Here is a 19,550-nt window from a genome sequence, read left to right on the forward strand (position 1 = left end):
TGGCGGTCTGACAGGCTGCGGCAGGACGGGCGGCGACGGGTGCTGCGTGAGCGGGCGGGGTGCGTGCCGGTGAGCGGGTCGCGTGGCGTGGTGAACCGGGCGCTCCTCGGTACGGTCGGCCTCGCCCTCCTGGCCGGTGGCGTCCTGCTGGCCGTCGGGGACGGTTCGGGGCTGGGACGGATCGGGCGTGACGTGCCCGCCCGGTGGGCCGAGCGCGCCGCCGACGGGGTGCTGATGGACCGCGACGGGCTGGCCCGGCTGCGGGAGAACGGCTGGTGGACGCCTGCCGTGATCGGGGCGCTCATCCTCGTACTGGCGTTGTTCGTCCGGTGGTTCGCCCTCCAGGTGTCGGCGTCCGGCCCCCGCTGGGTGGACCTGCGGGCCCCCGGGCTGACACTGCGGCGGCGGACATGGGAGCGGGCGATGACCGAGCAGGCCGTCGCCGTCGAGGGCGTGGCGCGCGCCCGGGTGCGTCTGTCCGGTCGGCCGCTGCGTGCGGCGGTGACGCTGGTCGTCGAACCGGAGGCACGGCCTGCGGAGGTGGTGCGCCGGGTCGCCGCCGGGATGGTCACGGATGCGCGTCGCTGCGCGGGCGTACGCGGTCTGCCGACCGACGTACGGGTGCGGGTGGCGAACCGGCGCGAGCGGCGCACGCGCTGAGCCCAGGGGGCAGAGGCGGTGCACCGGATCACCGCCCCGCCCACCACCCGCACCTACTCGCGAGTAAGGTGTGGGCCCGGGATGTCGGCGCCACGGTCCGTCCGGTCCCGGAGGGTCTCCGACGACGGCCGTGGAGAAGGAGCCGTGCCATGTCCCGCACCATGTCCGTGGCGGACAGCATCGTCGTCGACGCCCCACCGGCGTACGTGTACGAACGGCTCAGCGACCCGACCGCGATGGGCCGTTGGAGCCCCGAGAACCGGGGGGCGACCGTCCGGGGAGAGCGGCGCGGCACGTACGTCGGCATGGTCTTCGAGGGCCGCAACAAGCGGGGGGCCATGGGCTGGACGACCCGGTGCACCGTGACGGCGGCCGATCCGGGCGAACGTTTCGCCTTCCGGGTCCACGCGATCGGCGTCCGGCGTCCGCGCCTCCCCGGGCCCGTCGCGACCTGGGAGTACCGCTTCGAAGCCGTCGACGGCGGGACCCGGGTGACCGAGACGTGGACCGACGACCGGCGCTCCTGGCCGGACTTCCTGGCCAATGCCTTCGATCGGGTCGCGACGGGCGGGAAGACGTTCGCGGAGTTCCAGCGCGGCAACATCCGGACCACGCTCAAGCGCCTCAAGGCCGCGTTGGAGGCGGACTTCCGGGCGGCCTCCTGAACTGCTCGGAGCGCCTGATCCGTTACGCCTCCGGGAGTGTCGGACCCCCGGTGCACACTGGGGTACGTACGCGGGTTCCGAGCGCTGTAGGACTACGGGGGCAGGGGGACGTATGGGCAGTGAGGAGGCCACCGGGTTCGAGCCCGCCACCGGGGACGGGCCGCCGCTCGGCGGGAGTGCCGAGGCACGTGCCGCTTCGGTGCGGACCGCCTTCGAGGGGCTGTTGCAGATCCGCCGTCTGACGGGCGCTGGCGGTGGACGGGCCGATCCGGAGGCCTCACCGGCGCCGTGGGAGCTGCACCGGCCGGTACGGGCCGTCGCGTTGGCCCTGGAGAGTTCCGGAGCGACGCCGTCCGCCGTCGACGCGTCGGGGCACCGGGTCTCCACCGGGTACCGGGTGCGTACGGGCGAAACGCCCGGGTCGGTGCGGGTCGACTGGGCCGGGCCGCCGGGCAGCGGCGCCGCGCACCAGGAGGAAGAGGCGCTGGCCGGGTGCGCCGAGGTGCTGCGACGGCTCGGCTGGACCGTGCTGCTCTACCGGGGGCCGCGCAGACGGCGGTATCTGGAGGTTGAGCCACCGGCGGGAGTTCCCGGGGCGCGGTAGCGGGATCCAGGGGCGTTGTCAGACCCATGGGAGATGCTTGACGGTCCGACACCTCTGATCAGGAGACGCCGAGATGGACAAAGACGAACTCGCCGCGGCGCAGGCGTACGTCCGCCTGCTGGAGGCCACCCGGGCCGCGCTCTCGGACCCGGAAGACGCACCCCTGTATCTCCCGCTGCTCACCTCACCGATGCGGGAGGCCGACCGCGCCCTTCGGGGGGCGGGGCTGACGGGGAACGAGGACAGGCTGTTCGCCCTGGTGCGGGAGTTGCAGCCGAGCCTCTCCGGCAGCGACAGATAGCGCGGTCTCCGCCCCCGGGTCCGGTCTCAGGCCGTCCCGGTGGCGGTGGCCCCGGGCGCGAGGCCCAGCTCCGGCTCATCCGGTCCGAGGGGGGGGCGAAGAAGCGGGCGACCGTGCTGTCGTCCACCTCGGCGAGGGTGGCCGGCTTCCACTGCGGACTGCCGTCCTTGTCGATGATCCGGGCGCGGACGCCCTCGACGAAGTCCGGCTCCTCACGGATCCGGGCGGAGACACGGAACTCCTGGTCGAGGGCGGCTTCCAGGCTGCCGAGCCGGGCGGCCCGGCGTACGGCTGCCAGCGTGACCTTGAGCGCCAGGGGCGACCTTCCCCCGAGTTCCGCGACCACGTCCGCCGCTGCGGGGGTGGCTGTGTCCTCGAGCCGTCGGACGATCTCCTCGACGCTGTCCGTGGCGTAGCAGGCGTCGATCCAGTCGCGCTGCGCGGCCAGCTCGCCCGGCTCTCCGGCGGGTGGCTCCTCGGCGAACCTCCGTACCGTCCGCTCCACCTCCTCGGCGGTCACCGACACGGCCAGGGCCTCCGTGAGTTCCGGCAGGCGCCGGGTGGGTACGTAGTGGTCGGCGAGGCCGCACAGCAGGGCGTCGGCCGCTCCGACCGACCGGCCGGTGAGCGCCAGATGGGTGCCCAGCTCGCCGGGGGCGGCGGCCAGCAGGTGGGTGCCGCCGACGTCGGGCACGAACCCGATGGCGGTCTCCGGCATGGCCACCCGGGAACGCTCTGTGACGATCCGGAGCGAGCCATGGGCCGACACCCCGACTCCCCCGCCCATCACGATGCCGTCCATCAGGGCGACGTACGGCTTGGGGAACCGGGCGATGCGGGCGTTCAGGCGGTACTCGTCGCGCCAGAAGTCCAGCGAGGCCCGGCCTCCGGCGCGGGTGTCGTCGTGGAGGGCCCGGATGTCACCGCCCGCACACAGACCGCGCTCCCCCGCCCCGGTCAGGACGACCGAGGTGACCGTCCCGTCCCGCTCGGCGGTCGTGAGGGCCTCGTCGATGAGCCGCACCATGGTGTGGGTGAGGGCGTTGATGGCCCGGGGGCGGTTGAGGGTGATGTGCAGGGAGTGTCCCCGGGTCTCCAGCAGGACGGGCCGGTCGTCGATCATGTGTGCGCTCCGCTCACTGGGTTCGGTGGAGACCTGGTGGCCGGACCGCCGGGCGCCGCCGCCCCGGTCCGTACCGCCATTCTGCGACTCCCGGCCGCCGGCCGGACAGGAGGGTCCGCCGCCGAGGGGACCTCGGGTCCGTCGGGTGCCGGTCGCAGGTACCGGTGGCTGCTCGGGGCGTTCGGGGCGTTCGGGGCGTTCGGGGCGTTCGGGGCGGGAACTTCGTCGGTGCTCCGCTGTGGCACTCCGGTCCGAGCGGCTCGACAATTGAGGCCTACGGGGCGCGTCGCCGCGCGCCCCGCCGGACGACCTCCGGAGCATGCATGACCGACCACGAACGGCGGCAGGACACCGATGCCGCTCCGCTCCGCCGGATCGACCGGAGGGCCAACGGTGAGATCGGGCCGACGGAACGCCTCGCCATGAACCGGACGGGCAGTTTCGACTGGGATCTCGATGCCCGGACCCTGGACATCGACGAGGCGGGTCTCGCCGTGTTCGGCGTGGACCCGGAGACGTTCGACTCGCGTCCCGGTGCGCTGGTGGAGCGGTTGGAGCCGGCGGAGCGGGCCCGGCTGGACGTCACGATCGACGAGGCCATCACGGGTGGCAGTAATTCGTACAACGTCCACTTCCGGGTGCCGCTGGAGGACGGGACGACCCAGTGGACCCATGTCCAGGCCCGCATCCTGCGGTCGAAGGACGGAAAGGCCCACCGGATCGTGGGGGTGGTGCGCGACGCGACGGCCGAAGTCACCCATTCGGCCTTCGTCCTCGATCTGGAAAAGCGCCGGCAGCGCCAGACCAACATCGTCGAGCGCACCACCAGCGCGATGTCACGCGCGGTGACCGTGGACGATGTGACGGCCGCGCTCACCGGTCCGGGCGGGCTGGCCAGGCTGGGGGCGGACGGGCTGGCCCTGGGGCTGGTGGAGAACTCCTCGCTGAACATCGTGGCGCTGAGCGGTGAGTCGCTGGAGGCGCTCGACGGGCTGGGCTCCGGGGACCTGGAGCGCAACCTTCCGCTGGCCGACGCGATCCGCAGCGGGCGGCCCCGGTTCATCACCTCGCTGGCGGCGCTGGCCCGGCGCTATCCGGTGCTGGAGCCGCATCTGGGGAAGCTCAGGTTCCGGGCCGCGGCCTATCTGCCGCTGGTCGCCCAGGCCCGGTCGCTCGGCGGGCTCGCCCTCTTCTACCGGGAGCGCACGGTCTTCAACGCCGACGAGCGGATCCTGTGTCTGGGTCTCGCGGCGATCGTGGCGCAGTCGCTCCAGCGGGCGATGCTCTTCGACGAAGAGCGGGAGTTCGCCACACAGCTCCAGTCCGCGATGCTCCCGCCCCGGATACAGGACATCGAGGGCGGCGAGATCGCGGTGCGCTACCACGCCGCGTGGAGCGGACGGCAGGTCGGCGGCGACTGGTACGACGTGATCGCGCTGCCCAAGAACCGTTACGGGCTCGTCGTCGGGGACGTCCAGGGGCACGACACCCACGCGGCGGCCATCATGGGCCAGTTGCGCATCGCCCTGCGCGCGTACGCCGCCGAGGGGCACCCTCCGGCGACCGTGCTGGCGCGGGCCTCGCGCTTCCTCTCCGAGCTGGACACCGACCGCTTCGCGACCTGCACCTACGCACAGGTCGACCTGGCGACGGGGGCGGCGCGAGTGGTGCGGGCCGGGCACCTCGGGCCGCTGATCCGGCATACCGACGGGCGGGTCGGCAGTCCGCAGGTGCGCGGGGGGCTGCCACTGGGTATCTCCACGGAGTTCCAGGACGAGGAGTACCCGGAGACCCGGCTCGATCTGGTGCCCGGGGAGACGTTCGTGCTGTACACGGACGGTCTGGTGGAGGAGCCGGGCGCCGACCTGGACACCGGGGTGCAGGCGCTGCGGAACGAGGTGAGCGCGGGGCCCGCGGGGGCCGAGGCGCTGGCCGACCATCTCTCGGACCGGCTCTGGGAGCGGTGGGGTTCGGGGGACGACGTGGCGCTCCTGGTGCTGCGGCGCAGCCCCGACGTGGGGTCCTCGCACGCGCCCCGGCTGCACCAGTACATCCATCAGGCGGACCCGGAGGGGCTGTCGGACGCCCGGGCCATCGTGCGTCAGGCGCTCGCCGACTGGGACATGGCCGAGTTCGCGGACGACGCCGAACTGGTCACCGGTGAGCTGTTGGTGAACGTGCTCCTGCACACCGAGGGCGGGGCGGTCCTGAGCCTGGAGGTGCTGCCCGAGCCGGTGCGGCGGATCCGGCTCTCGGTGCAGGACCGGTCGAGCGCCTGGCCCCGGCGGCGTACCCCGGGCGAGACTTCGACGTCGGGTCGGGGGCTGCTCCTGCTGGACGCGGTCGCCACCCGGTGGGGCATCGAACCCCGGGGCGAGGGCAAGGCCGTCTGGTGCGAGATCGGTCCCGCTCCCCCGCCCGCGCCGGCCGCCGCGGAGCAGGCCCCGCCCGCCGGACAGCGATGAGAGGCGTGCCGCACCCTCTTCAGCGGTGCGGCACGCCGCTTACGGACGGCCCAGTCGATCGAGTGCGTGCCGCCCTTGCCGGCGTCCTTGACGACCAGTCGGACGGTCACCGGCTCGGAGTGGTCGGGGAGCATCAGCTTCGTGCTCGCCTAGAGGGCCTTGTGCATGATGTGCAGGCCCACATAGCCCTCGGTGGGGTGGTTGAACCCCTCGGGCAGGGTGCCGATCACCTCGAAGCCGATGGACTCGTACAGCTTGACCGCACGGGTGTTGGTCTCGACCACCGCGTTGAACTGCATCGCCCGGTACCCCGACGTGCGAGCCCAGTCGACCGAGTACTCGCACAGGGCGCGCCCGACCCCCTTGCCGGAGTGCGCGGGGTCGACCATGTAGGTGGCGCTGGCCACGTGGGAGCCGTTGCCCATGTGGTTCCGGTTCATCTTCGCCGTACCGAGGACGGTTCCCGCGTCGTCCACGGCGACGACCACGCGGCTCGGCGCGGCGACGTACCACCAGCCCTGCGCCTCCTCCTTACCGAGGTCGAGCGGATAGGTGAGGGTTTCACCCGCGGCGATGATCGTGTGGAAGAACGGCCACATCGCGGGCCAGTCCTCGGTGGTCGCTTCTCTGATCAGCATGTGGACATGATGCAGGGCCCGGACGCGTGTCCGCGAACCACTTCCCCTCCCTGCCGCGAACCTGTCGCGCGTGCCTAGCCGTCCTTCCTCCGACGCCATCCCAGCCCGGCCAGCAGCCGTTTCCGGCTCGGCGCCCGTGCACCGGAGGGTGTCTCCATGGCCGGGGAGAGCGGGGGCGGGGCCGTCGGCTGCGGGGCGTAGGTGGGGACCGGTACCGGGACCACGGCCGACGCGGGTGCCGGGGGCGGTTCCGGGGCTGGTTCGGGGACTGGATCCCTGGTCGGTTCCGAGGCTGCTTTCCAGGCCGGTTCCGAGGCTGGGTCCCGGGCTGGATCCCAGGTCGGTTCCGGGGTTCGTTTCGCCGCTGCCTTCGGGAAGGCTGTCGGGGCGAGTCTCGGCGTGGCGGGCGTCCCCGCCCCGGGGTCGTCGCCCGGTCGTGGGGCCGGCCTCTCGTCACGGGCCTGTTCCAGACTCAGCGTCAGGCTGATCCGCCGCCACAGGATCTCGTCGGGGTCGTCCGCCAGCATCAGCTCCCCCATCGCCTCCCGGGCCGGCAGCGAGCCCGGCCTTCCGAAGACGGGCTCCGGCCTGACCCGTACGAGATAGGCGCGTTCATAGGGGTCCTCCACCACCTCCGCCAGGTGGGCGGAGTCCAGCGCGGATGCCTCCACGGAGGCGCGGGCCCAGGGGTCCTCGGTGCGGCGCAGCACGCGTTCGATGCGCTGGGCCCGCCAGTTGCGCGCTCTCCGGTCGCCGCCCGCCTCCAGCCTCGTACGCATCTCCTGCGGCATCCGGCCGGCGAGCAGCGCGGGCTCCCGTACCGCGAACGAGGCCAGCTCGTCGGCGAGATAGAGCCAGACCACCGCCCGGTACCGGTTCAGATAGAACGTGACCGGTGAGAAGCAGCCCGCCCGGGCCAGCCGGGTGAACCGCGCGGGGACGATGCCGAGCAGCGCGGCACCCTCCGCGGTGCCGACCGTACGCACCCGCTCCAGCAACCCGTCCGGGTGTCCTGGCCGTTCGCGCAGCCTCGCGACCTCCCGTTCGCGCACCCTCGGCCGCCCGCAGCCGGGCATTTCGGTGACGGCGACCAGCCCGAGATGCACGGCAAGCTCGAACTCGTTGCGCCGAAGCCCCAGTTCCTGTGCGGCGCGCCCTGCGGCCACGGTGGCCCCCGCCGTAGCGGGCGAGGCGTGCGCGCCCGGGTCCCGGGCCCCGCCAGTGCCCTTGTCCCTGACCTCAGGCGTGTCCTCCCGCGTGTCGTGCGCACGCTCCGCACAGGCGGGAATCGCTTCCTTGACCGTCATGGCCGTCCTCCCCGTGAACCTCGAATACTCTCCGTAATCACGGTAGCTCCGCGAGGCCACTTCCGGTCCGGCCTGTGGATAACTCTTGCCAGGTGGGTGAAGCCGCAGGTCGGAGGCGGGTAGGGGCGTGCCGGGACGGGGTCAGAAGGGGCCGATGTCCTCCGGGCCGCCCTGGCGGGCCGCTACGCCGAGGTGCTCACCGACCCGGTTGACGAGCAGGGTCATCTCGTAGGCCACCTGCCCCACGTCGGCTTCGGCCTCGGTCAGCACGGACAGGCAGCTGCCGTCGCCCGCGGCGGTCACGAAGAGCAGGGCCTCGTCGAATTCGACCATCGTCTGGCGGGCCCGCCCGGCCCGGAAGTGGCGTCCCGAACCGCGCGCGAGGCTGTGCAGTCCGGAGGAGACCGCGGCCAGGTGTTCGGCGTCCTCCCGGGCCAGTTGGGTGCTGGCCCCGGTGACCAGGCCGTCGTTCGACAGCACGAGCGCGTGCCGTATGTGCCGCACTCTGGTGGTGAGATCGTCAAGGAGCCAGTCGAGTCCCCGGTCAAGCGCCATCTGTGCGTCCTCCCCGTGTCTTCGTTCCCCGTTCCCCCGCTACGCGCGTAAGCCTTGCGCACCGCCTCCGTACGGGCAAGCGCCCCCTGCCGCCCGGGGCGCCGCTTCGCGCCACGGCGGCGGCGGGCCCAGGATGAGCGCATGGCACATCACATGACCGAGGAAGAATGGCGGGCGTTCCTCTCCGAAGGCACCCGCACCGCGAAGGTCTCGACCGTACGGGCGGACGGCAGCCCGCACATCGCGCCCGTCTGGTTCCTGCTCGACGGTGACTCACTGGTCTTCAACACCGGCAAGAAGAGCGTGAAGGGCCGCAATCTGGCCCGCGACGGACGGGTCTCCCTCTGCGTGGACGACGACCGCCCGCCGTACGCGTTCGCCGTTGTCCAGGGGCATGCGGAGCTGAGCGAGGACCCGGATGAGCTGCTGCGGTGGGCGACGCGGATCGCCGGGCGCTACGTCGGGGCGGAGGCCGCCGAGGAGTTCGGCCGGCGCAACGGCGTACCCGGTGAGCTGGTGGTACGGGTGCGGATCGACAAGGTGATCGCCCTGGCCGACATGGCCGACTGAACGGCCACGCGCCACCGGTCAGCCCACCGGTCGGCCGACCCGTCGGCCGGTGGGCCGGTCAGCTCACGGAGTCGAGGAGCCGGGCGGTGTGCACACGCCCGGCGTACTCGACCGTACGGATCAGGACGTCCTTGCCGGAATCCCGGTCACGCGCGTCGCACAGCACCACAGGCGTGCCCCGGTCCAGGTCGAGGGCGTGCGACACATCGTGGACCGCGTAGGCGCGGGCGCCGGGGAAGCGGTTGACGGCGACGACGAACGGTATGCGCCGACGCTCGAAGTAGTCGACGGCGGCGAAGCAGTCCTCCAGCCGCCGGGTGTCGGCGAGGACGACCGCTGCCAGCGCGCCTTCGGACAGTTCGTCCCACAGGAACCAGAAGCGGTCCTGGCCGGGTGTGCCGAACAGGTACAGCGACAGACCGGCGTGGAGGGTAATACGGCCGAAATCCATCGCTACGGTCGAGGCGGTCTTCCGTGCCACACCTTCCGTGTCGTCCACTCCCCGCCCGGCCTCGCTGAGCGGTTCCTCGGTCCGCAGCGGCCGGATGTCGCTGACCGCACCGACCAGGGTCGTCTTCCCGGCGCCGAAGCCGCCCGCCACCAGGATCTTCAGCGCCATCGTGGCACCGCCGTCCCCGTAGGCGCTGTACGTACGGCGAGCGCTGTGGGTGTTCCGTACGTTGTGGGCGTTCTCGACGTGCTCAGAGGACATCGGCCACTTCTCCCGCGAGTGAGCCGCACACCGTGGCGAAGCTCGGTTCAGCCGTTCGGACATCGCTGCCGGGACAGCATGGCAACCCGCCACGCGGCCCGAGCCGCTTGTCCGTTCTTGATCGATCCGGATCCCGTCCGCCCACTCCTGCCGCATATCGTCCTGGTGGGGCGTGGCCTCTACACTGGTTTCTTTCGGTCGCGGCAAGGGAGAGAGCAAGGTGTCGACAGGTACCGGCGGCGGTTTCCAGGATCCGCCCGCCGAGGTGCTGGCCGAGGCCGCGGCCGCGTTCGGGCTCCTGGCGACACCGGCCAGGCTGCACATCGTGTGGGCCCTGGCCCAGGGAGAGAGCGATGTGACGGGTCTGGCCGAGCGGGTGGGCGGCACGCTCCCCTCGGTCAGCCAGCATCTGACCAAGCTCAAGCTGGCGGGTCTCGTGCGTTCGCGCCGTGAGGGCCGCCGGCAGGTGTATCTGGTGGACGATCCCGGCGTGGTGACGGTGGTCCGGCTCATGGTCGGCCAGCTCGCCGAGCGCGCCGGACACCCGGCACAGGAGCCCGTCCGCCTGCGTGAACTCGGTGCCTGAGGGCAGCGCAGCCGCGGGACCCGGCCGGGCCGATCCCGGCGCGTCGGCCTCCGTGACACCGTTCCCGGGCGTCGATGTTTCAGCGACGGAGTCCGGGCCGGGGTCCGTACCGGAGTCTGTCTCGGGGGCCGTACCGGAGTCCGTACCGGGAGCGGTCGGCGGTGCGGACTCCGGTGCCCTCGGTCCGCCTGCCGGAGCCGGGCCCGGTGCCCCTCAGGTGAAGACCTCACTGGAGATACTGCGCTCGCTGGACAGCGGGCCGCGCGGCCTGGTGGAGGCGCGGGCCGAGGAGCGGCTCGCGCGGTTCGGCGAGAACGTGCTGCCCGCCTGGCGGCCGGTTCCGTGGCCCCGGCGCTTGGTCCGCAGTCTCCGGGACCCCTTCACCTCCGTACTGCTCTGTCTGGGTCTGGTCTCGGCCGTCGTCTCCGCCTGGGGAACGGCCTGCGTGATCCTGGCTCTGGTCGCGGTCAGCTGTCTGCTGCGCTCGGCCGAGGAGCACCGGGCCGACCGTTCGACGGCGGATCTGCGGGATCTGGTGGCGACGACGGCGACCGTGGTGCGCCGGGTCTCGCCGGACGCGGCGCCCCTGGAGCGGGAAGTTCCGGTGGCCGGTCTGGTGCCCGGCGATGTGATCCGGCTGGGTCCGGGCGACCTCGTACCCGCCGATGTGCAGGTGCTGCGCGCGGGCGGGCTCACGGTGCACCAGTCGGCCCTGACCGGCGAGTCGGCGCCGGTGGCGAAGCATCCTCTCGACACGCCGGACCCCGCGCTCGCCTCGGCCGGGCCCTTCGCCCAGCCGCAGCTGTGCTTCCAGGGCAGCAGTGTGACGTCCGGCAGCGGTACGGCGGTGATCGTGGCGACCGGAGGGACGACCCGGTTCGCCGCCGCGCACGACGGCCGGGCCCGGCAGCGGGGCGCCAGCGCCTTCGACCGGTCGGTGCAGGGAATCTCCTGGACGCTCATCCGGTTCATGCTGCTCACTCCGCCGCTGGTGCTGATGGCCAATGCGGCGCTGCGGGGCCGGGGGCTGGAGACGCTGCCCTTCGCCGTCGCGGTGGCGGTGGGGCTGACCCCCGAGATGCTGCCCGTCATCGTCACGACGGCGCTCGCCCGGGGCGCGGCCCGGCTCGCCCGTACCAGCGGGGTCATCGTCAAACGGCTGCCCGCCCTGCACGACCTGGGTGCGGTCGATGTGCTGTGCCTGGACAAGACGGGGACGCTCACCGAGGACCGGCCCGTCGTGGCGGCGGCGGTCGACGGTGCGGACCGGCCCGCCCCCGAGGTGCTGCGGTGGGCGGCGCTCAGCGCGCTGTGGACCCTCCAGCTGGCGGAGCTGCCCGCGCCGGACGCCCTCGACGAAGCGGTGCTGGACGCTGCGGAGGAGGCCGAGGAGTGGGGGGCGTGCGCCGCGTACGAGGGGGTGGCCGCGCTGCCCTTCGATCCGGTACGGCGGGTGGCGACCGCGGTGGTCCGGCGGCCGGGCCGGCTCGGCGTCCACACCCTGGTGACCAAGGGGGCCGTGGAGGCGGTGCTGGAGCGGTGCGCGCTGGACGGGGACGAGCGGGAGCGGCTGCTCGCCCTGGCGGACCGGAAGGCGGAGTCGGGGCTGCGGCTGCTCGCCGTGGCCCGCGCCGACCGGCCCGCCCGGCCGGGTGTGTACACCCCGGCTGACGAGCGCGGGCTGGCCTTCGTGGGTCTGGTCGCGCTGCGGGACGTTCCCGCGCCGAGCGCCGCCGAGGCCCTGGGGGTGCTGGCCCGGCGCGGGGTGACGGTCAAGGTGCTGACCGGCGACCACCCGGGGACGGCCGCCCGCGCCTGCGCGGACCTGGGCCTGGGCCTGCGTACGGGTACCGGCACAGGAGCCGGGTCGGGCGCGGATACGGTCGCCGGGTCCGGCTCGAAGCCGGGCGCGGGGTCCGGCGCGCATACGGGCGCCACGATCGAGTACGGCGACGTGGTGACCGCCGAACTGGTGGACACCCTGTCGGACGCGGAGCTGGCGCGGGTCGCGGACCGGGCGACGGTGTTCGCCCGCTGCACCCCCGAGCACAAGGCCCGGATCGTCTCGGCGCTGCGTGCCGCCGGGCACACCACCGGCTTCCTCGGCGACGGCGTCAACGATCTGCCCGCCCTGCACGCGGCCGACGTCGGCATCTGTCCGCGCAACGCGGTCGACGTGGCGCGCGAGGCGGCGGATGTCGTGCTGGCGGAGAAGGACCTCACCGCGATCGACCGGGCGGTGCTGGCGGGGCGGCACAGCAGCGGGAACATCGCCACCTATCTGCGCATCACGCTCTCCTCCAACCTGGGCAACGTCATCGCCATGCTGACGGCCGGGCTGATGCTGCCCTTCCTCCCCATGCTCCCGGCGCAGGTGCTGGTGCAGAACCTCTGCTTCGACGCGGCGCAGCTCGCCTTCGCGTTCGACCGTCCGGCGGCGTCGGCCCTGCGTCGGCCCGCGGTCCTGCGCTCGCGCGACTTCCTCCGTTTCATCACCGGTTTCGGGCTGCTGAACGCCGCCGCCGACCTCGCCACCTTCGGTGTGCTGGCCCTCGCCCTGCACAACGCGGCCGGTGACGGCGAGGCGGCGTTCCACGCCGGGTGGTTCACGGAGAACCTCCTGACCCAGGCCCTCGTGATGGTCCTCCTGCGGACGGGGCGCAGCGCCGCCGAGCGGCGGGCCGGGGGGCCGTTGCGTGCGGCTGCGGCCGGGCTCGCGGTGGTGGGCGTCCTGCTCCCGCTGACCCCGGTGGGACCGCTGCTGGGGATGAGCGCCCTGCCGCCGCTCTACTACCTGCTGCTCGGCTCGGTGCTGGGGCTGTACGCGGTGGCACTCACGGCGGCCCGGAGGCGGTACGAGCGACGGCATCCGGCCGAGGACGAGAGGGCGCGGGGCCTGGAGAAGGCCCACGGGGAGCACTGAGGCGGAGCACTGGGACAGAGCGTCGAGGAGGTGCGCCGAGGGGAGCGTCAGGGGGTGGCCGTCCGGCTGTCGCACGACAGTTGTACAGTTGCGCAAAGCGGCAACTGTTGTCGCGCGGACGGAGAGAAGGGCGGGACCAGAATGTTGCGCAACGGCCTGGAGCCCTGGCACCTGTTGATCCTGGCCGTCGTGGTGGTCGTGCTCTTCGGTTCGAAGAAGCTGCCGGACACGGCCCGCGCCCTGGGGAAGTCGATGCGCATCCTCAAGAGCGAGGCGAAGGCCATGAAGGACGACGAAGCCCGCTGACGCCACCCCGGGGTCCTGGATTCCAGAGGCCCGGCTTCCCGGGCCGCGCATCCGGTGCAGTTCTTCCGGCCGCCGTTCATTTCACGGCTTGCGCAATCCGGGAACCACGCAGGCCGGGCGGGACGTTCGTATCAATAGCGGCCACATGTAGTGACAGCGACACAGCACGGATCGCAGGATCAAGGGATCAGCCGATCCATCACACGTGCGGACCGACGGAACACAGACAGAGCACTGGAGGAAATTCATGGGTGTGAGCCTGGCGAAGGGCGGCAACGTCTCCCTGTCGAAGGAGGCCCCGGGCCTGACGGCCGTCACGGTCGGTCTCGGCTGGGACGTCCGGACCACGACCGGAGCCGATCACGACCTGGATGCCAGTGCGCTGCTGTGCTCCGCGGCGGGCAAGGTCCTCTCCGACTCCCACTTCGTCTTCTACAACAACCTCAACAGCCCCGACGGTTCCGTCCGCCACACCGGTGACAACCTGACGGGTGAGGGCGAGGGCGACGACGAGTCGATCGAGGTCGACCTGGTCTCGGTCCCCGCCGAGGTCGCGAAGATCGTGTTCCCGGTCTCCATCCATGACGCGCAGAGCCGGGGCCAGAGCTTCGGCCAGGTGCGCAACGCGTTCATCCGCGTGGTCAACCGGGCGAACGGCGTGGAGCTGGCCCGCTACGACCTGAGCGAGGACGCCTCCACCGAGACCGCGATGGTCTTCGGTGAGCTGTACCGGCACGGCGCGGAGTGGAAGTTCCGGGCCGTCGGCCAGGGGTACGCCTCGGGGCTGGCCGGTATCGCGTCGGACTACGGCGTCAACGTCTGACCAGCGGCACGGCTGTGAGCGCCCGGACGCCCGGACCGGGACTCGGTCCGGGCGTCCGGGCGTCCGCCCCGCCGCTCGGTGACACGCTTCGGTGACGTCCGCAGCGGTGATGCCTCGGCGGTGGTCGTCCAGCGGCGTTCCGTCCGGGCGTCGGCTGCGCGATCATGTCCGCATGGCCGATGACCACCACACCCATGTCCTGGACTTCTTCACCCCGCGCGCGGCCGGCTGGGACAGCCGGTTCCCCGATGACGGCCCGGCCTACGCCGCCGCGGCCGGTCTGCTCGGGCTGCGGCCGGGGGACGCCGTGCTCGACGCGGGCTGCGGAACCGGGCGCGCGCTTCCGGCCCTGCGTGCGGCCGTCGGACCACGGGGGATGGTGCTGGGCGCCGACCTCACCCCCGCGATGCTGGAGCGGGCGGCACAGGCGGGGCGTGGGGAGAGCGGCACGCTGCTCCGCGCCGACGTCGCGCGGCTACCGCTGCGCGACGGGGTGCTGGACGCGGTGTTCGGGGCCGGGCTGATCTCGCATCTGGCCCGTCCCGAGGCTGATACGGCGGAGCTGGCCCGGGTGGTGCGGCCGGGCGGGGTGCTGGCCCTGTTCCACCCGATCGGCCGGGCCGCCCTGGCCGCGCGCCACGGGCGCGCCCTCACGGACGACGACCTGCGGGCCGAGCCCAGGCTGCGGGCCCTGCTGGCCGGTTCCGGTTGGCGGCTGGACTCGTACGTCGACGAGGACGACCGCTTCCTCGCCCTCGCCGTCCGTCAGCCCTGACGCACGCGCCACGGATCAGCGCCGAGCCGGTCCGTGCACATGCTCGCGCAGTTGTACGGGGCGGCGAGCCGCAGCCTCATACGGTGTCGCCGACAACAGCCGCCACCAGCACATCGGGGCGGTCGAACATGACGTTGTGCCCGGCATCGGGCGCCTGGATCACGCGCACGCCCGCGGCCGTCAGCTCGGCTGCGCCGGGCAGTTCGCCGCTCAGCGTGCCCTGGATGTAGCTGCGGTCCGCCGGGGATTCCAGCAGCATCCGCCGGACGGTCGGGTCGGTGCCCCGCACCAGCCCGGTGGCCGAGCGGTGCAGGGCCAGGGGGTCCGCCAGGCGCATGGTCGCCGCCCAGGTGGGGCCGAACCGCCGCAGGATCCTGTCGAAGCCGCCGCCCTTGACGAACTCCTCCTCCGTGTACGCGGCGATGGAGCTGCTGCCCGCGGTGGGCGGCGGGGCGGGGTCGAGGTTCGCCTCCGTGAGGACCAGGCCGGAGACGAGGTCGGGGCGCCGGTGGGCGAGCACGACGGAGACCGCGCCGCCCATGCTGTGCCCGACGACCCGGGCACCGCTCACGGCTGCCGTGTCCAGGGCGTCGGCGAGTGCGTCGGCGTGGTCCTCCAGTGTGTAGCCGAAGTCGGCGGGACGGTCGCTGATGCCGTGTCCGGGGAGGTCGACGAAGAGCGAGCGGCGATCCGACAGGGCCGGGTGGGCCGCCACATGGGCGTGGTAGACCGCCGACATCGCGCCCAGCCCGTGCACATAGACCGTGACCGGGTGCGCGGAGTCGGCCCCTCCCCCGCCACCGTTCACCTCGGTCCACCTGATGCGACCGCCCCGCCCGTCGAACTCCGCCTCGTACACCGCGTGCCCCCGCTCTCCTCAACTGCCGCGAACCCACAACCTACGTCTCCCGCACCCGGCGCGGATCACTCGGCGGGCGCCTCCGTCGGCCTCCGGTGGCCGGGGACCGGGCAACCGCGGACGCCCGGCGTGGGGAACGTGCCGAGGGCGGCGACCTCGTAGCCGTCCGGGTAGCCCTTGATCTCCGGGTTCTGGCGCGCGTAGTGCGGCTTGCGCCGGGGCGGGAGGAGGCGGACGGCCCTGGCACGGAGGCGCAGGGCGCCCCGGGTCAGCCCACGGGCCACAGGGCCCGGGCGGTCGTAGCGGAACGCCCGCAGCAGCGAGTCGTCCAGGAGCGCGAGGCTGGCACCCCGGACCAGCGGGGCGAGCGGTGCCGGGTACCAGGAGGCCATGAGCGCCAGGGTCGCGTCGGAGACCCGGCGGGCTCCCTCGTCCCAGCCGAAGTGCTCGTGCTCGTAGGTGTCGAGGGTGCGCTCGAAGTCCTCGTAGCTCTGCGGGAGATCCTTGATGCCCATCCGGGCGCCCAGGGTGCGGTAGTAGGCGGCGAAGGCCCGCAGTTCGTGGTCGGAGAGGCGGCGCCAGCCGAACTCGTCCAGCCAGCGCTTCGGGGTGACGACGAAGGTGCACAGCACGTAGCGCATGTCGTCGTTGCTGATGTCGTAGCTGCGGTGCATCTGGTTGATCCGGCGGACGGCCGTGCGGCCCTCCTCGGTGTCGAATCCGTGCTCCACCACGGTGTCCAGGAGCAGGGCGGTGTCGTCGTACCGCTTCTGCGTACGCTCCGTCAGCTCCGCTGTCTCATCCAGGAGTCGGCCGATGCTGGGTACGGCATAGGTGCGGTAGAGGGCCAGTTCGAGGGCGCGGGTGACGTCCCAGGGGAACTCGTAAGTGACGGTGAGACGGTAGATCTCCAGGAAGTCCCGCTCCGGGTCGAGTCGCTGAATCTCTTTCAGCCGGTCGTACCGCTGAACCATGCTCTTCCCCTCGTTCGTCCGAAGCTCCGATTCTACGGGGACCACCGCCCTCGCCCCGGTCCTTCCCGGCCACGGCGGACCGGCCGGGCGCATCGGTCGGGGGAGCGGCCGATCCGGATTTTCGCCGTCTGTCAGGGCCTCGACGGCGAGGTTACCGAGTAGTTAAGGTGCGCCGGACGGGCGAGCGACGAGGGATCGGGACGAGGAGGACACTGTGGCCGGTGCGGACGCCGACGACGCGCTGCTGGTGCTGACCGCGGTGCTACTCACTCCTGCCCGGTTCCCGGGTGTGCTGGGCGACGACTACGTGGCCGCGTGCGGGGCGCTCGCCATCGAACCGTACGAGCGGGGGTACGGACTCGTCCTCGGGCAGGACGGCGACGGGGCCCGCTGGACCGTGGTCGTCGACGACGTCTCCCTGGTGGCCGTGGCCATCGCCGCGTGGGACTGCGGCATGGCGTACGACCTCTCCCCCGACGAGCGCTCCGTGGTGTGCGCGCTGCCCGGCTGGCCGCTCGCCCTGGCCGTCGCCGCGCCCGGGGTGCTCGCCCCGCACGACCCGGAGACCGACGGCGAGGGTCCCGCCCCGCTCGCTCCCCCGGACGCGGACTCCTGGGGCCCCGCGCAACGGCGGCTCGGGGCGGACGAGATCGCGGAGCGGTGGACGCTGTGGCGGGAGCAGATCGACGATACGGAGTCCGGCCCGCCGGTCGACGAGCACGCCGCCGAAAGGCCCCGGCGCGGGGAAGCGGAGACGGAAGCGGCGGAGAGGCGAGCGGCTGACAGCGGCGCGGCGGGCGGGGAGGCGGAGGCCGGTGCGGCTGCGACCGGGCCGCGGCATCCCGGCGTACAACGGGCCCTGGCGGAGGCCCTCGCCTACACGGAGACTCCCCCGCCGGCCGGCCGGATCCGCTCCGTCTTCGCCTCCGCCGACACCCGTACCCTGCGGGTCGACGGCCCGGGGTGGTCGATGGTCGCCCGGACCGACGACATGGCGCTGATCCTGCTGGACGAGGAGCCGGGCGAGGTCTTCCCCGTCGGCCGCGGGCCCGCGCTTCCCGGCCTGCTCAAGGCCCTGGACGCACTCGCCCCGCATCCGGCCTGACCCTGACTCCGACCGGGTGCCGGCCTCCCGCCGCGCACGAGGATGCCCTGACCGTATGCGGCCCGGCCCCTCGACCTCCGGGACGGGGGTGAGCAAGCCGGATGAGCGGACGGAGCCCGGGCTCAGCGGCCGATCTGCTTGTTGTTGATCCTGCGGAGTCTGCGTCGCTGGGACGGGTCCAGCAGCAGATAGCCGGCGACCGGGACGCCGATCACCACCAGCAGCGCCCACCAGAATCCGATCAGGGGCCACAGGACGGCCGCAGCCACCACCCCCGCGACAGCGACCTTCGCACCGTTCGACATGGTCCACGCCTCCTTCGCGGCACGACGCCGCTCCTGTTCAGTCAACGCACCCGCGCGTTCTTACGTTCCCCCTGTTTCCCCCCATTCGCCCCGCCGGTGCCCCTCAGCCGCCCCGCCGGCACCCCTCGGCGGAGCGGAGCGCCCACCTCGTGCATATGGGCCAGCGCCTGGCGGTAGGACTCGACGAGTCCGGTCTCCGTGTACGGCATGCCGAGGGATCGGCAGTGCGCCCTGACCAGGGGCTGGGCCAGCCGCAGGTGGGGCCGGGGCATGCTCGGGAACAGGTGGTGCTCGATCTGGTAGTTCAGGCCGCCGAGGAACCAGTCGGTGAGGAGCGAGCCGCGCACATTGCGTGAGGTGAGCACCTGGCGCCGCAGATGGCTCCAGCGGTCCCCGTCCGGGTCGGGCATCTCCATGCCCTTGTGGTTCGGGGCGAAGGCCAGGCCCAGGTGGAGGCCGAACAGGGCGTGGAGCAGCAGGGCGAAGACGGCGGCCTTGCCCGGGGACAGGGTGGTCAGCAGCAGGGTCGCGTACAGCGCGATGTGCCCGGTCATCAGCAGGGCCGACACCGCGCGCTCCCCGGTCGGCTGGCGGCGCAGGAACTGGAAGCCGTAGACCTTCAGGGCCACGCCTTCGAGCAGCAGCATCGGGAAGAACAGTCTCGCCTGGTTGCGGGCCAGCCGACGGGCGAATCCTTCGCGCCCCATGGCCTGCTTCTGGGTCCAGACCAGGGCGCCGACGCCGACATCGGGGTCCTTGTCGACGTGGTTGGGGTTGGCATGGTGGCGTATGTGCTTGTCGTTCCACCAGGCCTCGTTCATACCGAGGAGCAGATTCCCGTGGATCAGACCGATCAGCCTGCTCGCCCGGCGGTCACCGGATATCTGGGAGTGGCCCGCGTCATGGGCGAGGAAGGCCGTGCGGGTCCACAGAAGGGCCAGCGGAAGGGTGAGGAAGAGGCTCCACCAGGTGTCGCCCAGCGATACGAGCACAGCGATCACCAGCCCCAGGGCCACCGAGTTGGCCACGATGTCGAGCACATAGCGGCCGGTGCGCCGGTCGAACAGGCCCTGCCCCTTCACCGCGCGCAGCAGAGGGGCGAAGTCGCTGCCCGCACCCGGTGGCCCGGTGCGGTCCGAACTGCTGTAACCGGCGGGATCCGCCCTGCCGTCATCGGCGGAATCCGCAACGGTGGCTGTCGCTTGGGGCATGGTGCCTCCGGTCTCCAGAACCTGCACTGACCTCATAGAACGTACGGATCGGAGGCCGTCTGCGACCATGGCGCCACCACCCC

At 72.6% G+C, this 19,550-nt stretch carries 20 protein-coding genes and 1 pseudogene; 12 read left to right on the plus strand and 9 right to left on the minus strand.

Going from position 1 to position 19,550, the window contains the following annotated elements:
• Window positions 1-63 precede the first annotated feature (63 nt).
• The 4 genes from DJ476_RS00465 (at window position 64) to DJ476_RS35060 (ending at window position 2,230) form a co-directional block, all read left to right on the plus strand.
• Window positions 64-660: an Asp23/Gls24 family envelope stress response protein gene (locus DJ476_RS00465; protein WP_167480416.1), complete on the plus strand. Its 597-nt coding sequence runs from the start codon at window positions 64-66 to the stop codon at window positions 658-660.
• Between the two features lie 149 nt (window positions 661-809).
• A complete protein-coding gene (locus DJ476_RS00470) occupies window positions 810-1,325 on the plus strand; it encodes an SRPBCC family protein (RefSeq protein ID WP_103421647.1) in 516 nt (171 codons plus the stop codon).
• A gap of 112 nt (window positions 1,326-1,437) precedes the next feature.
• Window positions 1,438-1,929 (plus strand): hypothetical protein, encoded by a 492-nt coding sequence (locus DJ476_RS00475; protein ID WP_103421646.1) that lies wholly within the window; start codon window positions 1,438-1,440, stop codon window positions 1,927-1,929.
• Window positions 1,930-2,002: 73 nt separating this feature from the next.
• The gene (locus tag DJ476_RS35060) at window positions 2,003-2,230 is read left to right on the plus strand and encodes a hypothetical protein (protein ID WP_015606445.1); all 228 of its coding nucleotides are present in this window, start codon (window positions 2,003-2,005) and stop codon (window positions 2,228-2,230) included.
• 26 nt (window positions 2,231-2,256) lie between these two features.
• Here DJ476_RS35060 and DJ476_RS00485 read toward each other — a convergent pair.
• A pseudogene (locus tag DJ476_RS00485) lies at window positions 2,257-3,353 on the minus strand (enoyl-CoA hydratase/isomerase family protein).
• 323 nt (window positions 3,354-3,676) lie between these two features.
• Between DJ476_RS00485 and DJ476_RS00490 the strand changes: the two are divergent.
• Window positions 3,677-5,818, plus strand: coding sequence for a SpoIIE family protein phosphatase (locus DJ476_RS00490; protein WP_112489512.1), 2,142 nt, complete (start codon window positions 3,677-3,679; stop codon window positions 5,816-5,818).
• Between the two features lie 149 nt (window positions 5,819-5,967).
• Here DJ476_RS00490 and DJ476_RS00495 read toward each other — a convergent pair whose 3' ends face one another.
• From DJ476_RS00495 to DJ476_RS00505, 3 genes are all read right to left on the minus strand, one after another.
• Complete coding sequence (locus tag DJ476_RS00495) at window positions 5,968-6,456, minus strand: GNAT family N-acetyltransferase (RefSeq protein WP_070200158.1); 489 nt, start codon at window positions 6,454-6,456, stop codon at window positions 5,968-5,970.
• A gap of 74 nt (window positions 6,457-6,530) precedes the next feature.
• Window positions 6,531-7,763 carry a DUF6397 family protein gene (locus DJ476_RS35065; protein ID WP_181006701.1) on the minus strand — a complete coding sequence of 411 codons (1,233 nt, stop codon included), beginning with the start codon at window positions 7,761-7,763 and terminating at the stop codon, window positions 6,531-6,533.
• 141 nt (window positions 7,764-7,904) lie between these two features.
• Complete coding sequence (locus DJ476_RS00505) at window positions 7,905-8,318, minus strand: roadblock/LC7 domain-containing protein (protein ID WP_018487742.1); 414 nt, start codon at window positions 8,316-8,318, stop codon at window positions 7,905-7,907.
• A 141-nt stretch (window positions 8,319-8,459) separates the two neighbouring features.
• Between DJ476_RS00505 and DJ476_RS00510 the strand changes: the two genes are divergently transcribed.
• A complete protein-coding gene (locus DJ476_RS00510) occupies window positions 8,460-8,888 on the plus strand; it encodes a PPOX class F420-dependent oxidoreductase (RefSeq protein ID WP_103421643.1) in 429 nt (142 codons plus the stop codon).
• 58 nt (window positions 8,889-8,946) lie between these two features.
• Here DJ476_RS00510 and DJ476_RS00515 read toward each other — a convergent pair whose 3' ends face one another.
• Window positions 8,947-9,600 (minus strand): GTP-binding protein, encoded by a 654-nt coding sequence (locus DJ476_RS00515; RefSeq protein WP_181006700.1) that lies wholly within the window; start codon window positions 9,598-9,600, stop codon window positions 8,947-8,949.
• A 220-nt stretch (window positions 9,601-9,820) separates the two neighbouring features.
• Between DJ476_RS00515 and DJ476_RS00520 the strand changes: the two genes are divergently transcribed.
• The 5 genes from DJ476_RS00520 (at window position 9,821) to DJ476_RS00540 (ending at window position 15,013) form a co-directional block, all read left to right on the plus strand.
• On the plus strand, window positions 9,821-10,186 hold the full coding sequence (locus DJ476_RS00520) for an ArsR/SmtB family transcription factor (RefSeq protein WP_018487739.1): 366 nt from the start codon (window positions 9,821-9,823) through the stop codon (window positions 10,184-10,186).
• On the plus strand, window positions 10,170-13,109 hold the full coding sequence (locus DJ476_RS00525) for an HAD-IC family P-type ATPase (RefSeq protein ID WP_112489513.1): 2,940 nt from the start codon (window positions 10,170-10,172) through the stop codon (window positions 13,107-13,109). Before DJ476_RS00520 ends, DJ476_RS00525 begins: the two co-directional genes overlap by 17 nt.
• A 141-nt stretch (window positions 13,110-13,250) precedes the next feature.
• Window positions 13,251-13,415 (plus strand): Sec-independent protein translocase subunit TatA, encoded by a 165-nt coding sequence (gene tatA / locus DJ476_RS00530; protein ID WP_018487737.1) that lies wholly within the window; start codon window positions 13,251-13,253, stop codon window positions 13,413-13,415.
• Window positions 13,416-13,662: 247 nt separating this feature from the next.
• Window positions 13,663-14,238, plus strand: a complete 576-nt coding sequence (locus tag DJ476_RS00535; protein ID WP_070200162.1) for a TerD family protein — start codon at window positions 13,663-13,665, stop codon at window positions 14,236-14,238.
• 172 nt (window positions 14,239-14,410) lie between these two features.
• Window positions 14,411-15,013: a class I SAM-dependent methyltransferase gene (locus DJ476_RS00540; protein ID WP_112489514.1), complete on the plus strand. Its 603-nt coding sequence runs from the start codon at window positions 14,411-14,413 to the stop codon at window positions 15,011-15,013.
• Window positions 15,014-15,089: 76 nt separating this feature from the next.
• Here DJ476_RS00540 and DJ476_RS00545 read toward each other — a convergent pair whose 3' ends face one another.
• Entirely contained in the window at window positions 15,090-15,872 is a 783-nt protein-coding gene (locus tag DJ476_RS00545; RefSeq protein WP_103421639.1) for an alpha/beta fold hydrolase, read from the minus strand.
• Between the two features lie 65 nt (window positions 15,873-15,937).
• On the minus strand, window positions 15,938-16,846 hold the full coding sequence (locus tag DJ476_RS00550; RefSeq protein WP_112489515.1) for an oxygenase MpaB family protein: 909 nt from the start codon (window positions 16,844-16,846) through the stop codon (window positions 15,938-15,940).
• 214 nt (window positions 16,847-17,060) lie between these two features.
• Between DJ476_RS00550 and DJ476_RS00555 the strand changes: the two genes are divergently transcribed.
• Window positions 17,061-17,951 (plus strand): hypothetical protein, encoded by an 891-nt coding sequence (locus DJ476_RS00555; RefSeq protein WP_112489516.1) that lies wholly within the window; start codon window positions 17,061-17,063, stop codon window positions 17,949-17,951.
• A 122-nt stretch (window positions 17,952-18,073) separates the two neighbouring features.
• Here the strand turns inward: DJ476_RS00555 and DJ476_RS00560 are convergent, their stop codons facing one another.
• Both DJ476_RS00560 and DJ476_RS00565 read right to left on the minus strand, forming a co-directional pair.
• Window positions 18,074-18,256, minus strand: a complete 183-nt coding sequence (locus DJ476_RS00560; protein WP_018487732.1) for a hypothetical protein — start codon at window positions 18,254-18,256, stop codon at window positions 18,074-18,076.
• 41 nt (window positions 18,257-18,297) lie between these two features.
• Entirely contained in the window at window positions 18,298-19,467 is a 1,170-nt protein-coding gene (locus tag DJ476_RS00565; RefSeq protein WP_112492394.1) for a fatty acid desaturase family protein, read from the minus strand.
• Window positions 19,468-19,550 lie beyond the last annotated feature (83 nt).

Source organism: Streptomyces bacillaris, assembly GCF_003268675.1.
Taxonomy (GTDB): Bacteria; Actinomycetota; Actinomycetes; order Streptomycetales; family Streptomycetaceae; genus Streptomyces; species Streptomyces bacillaris.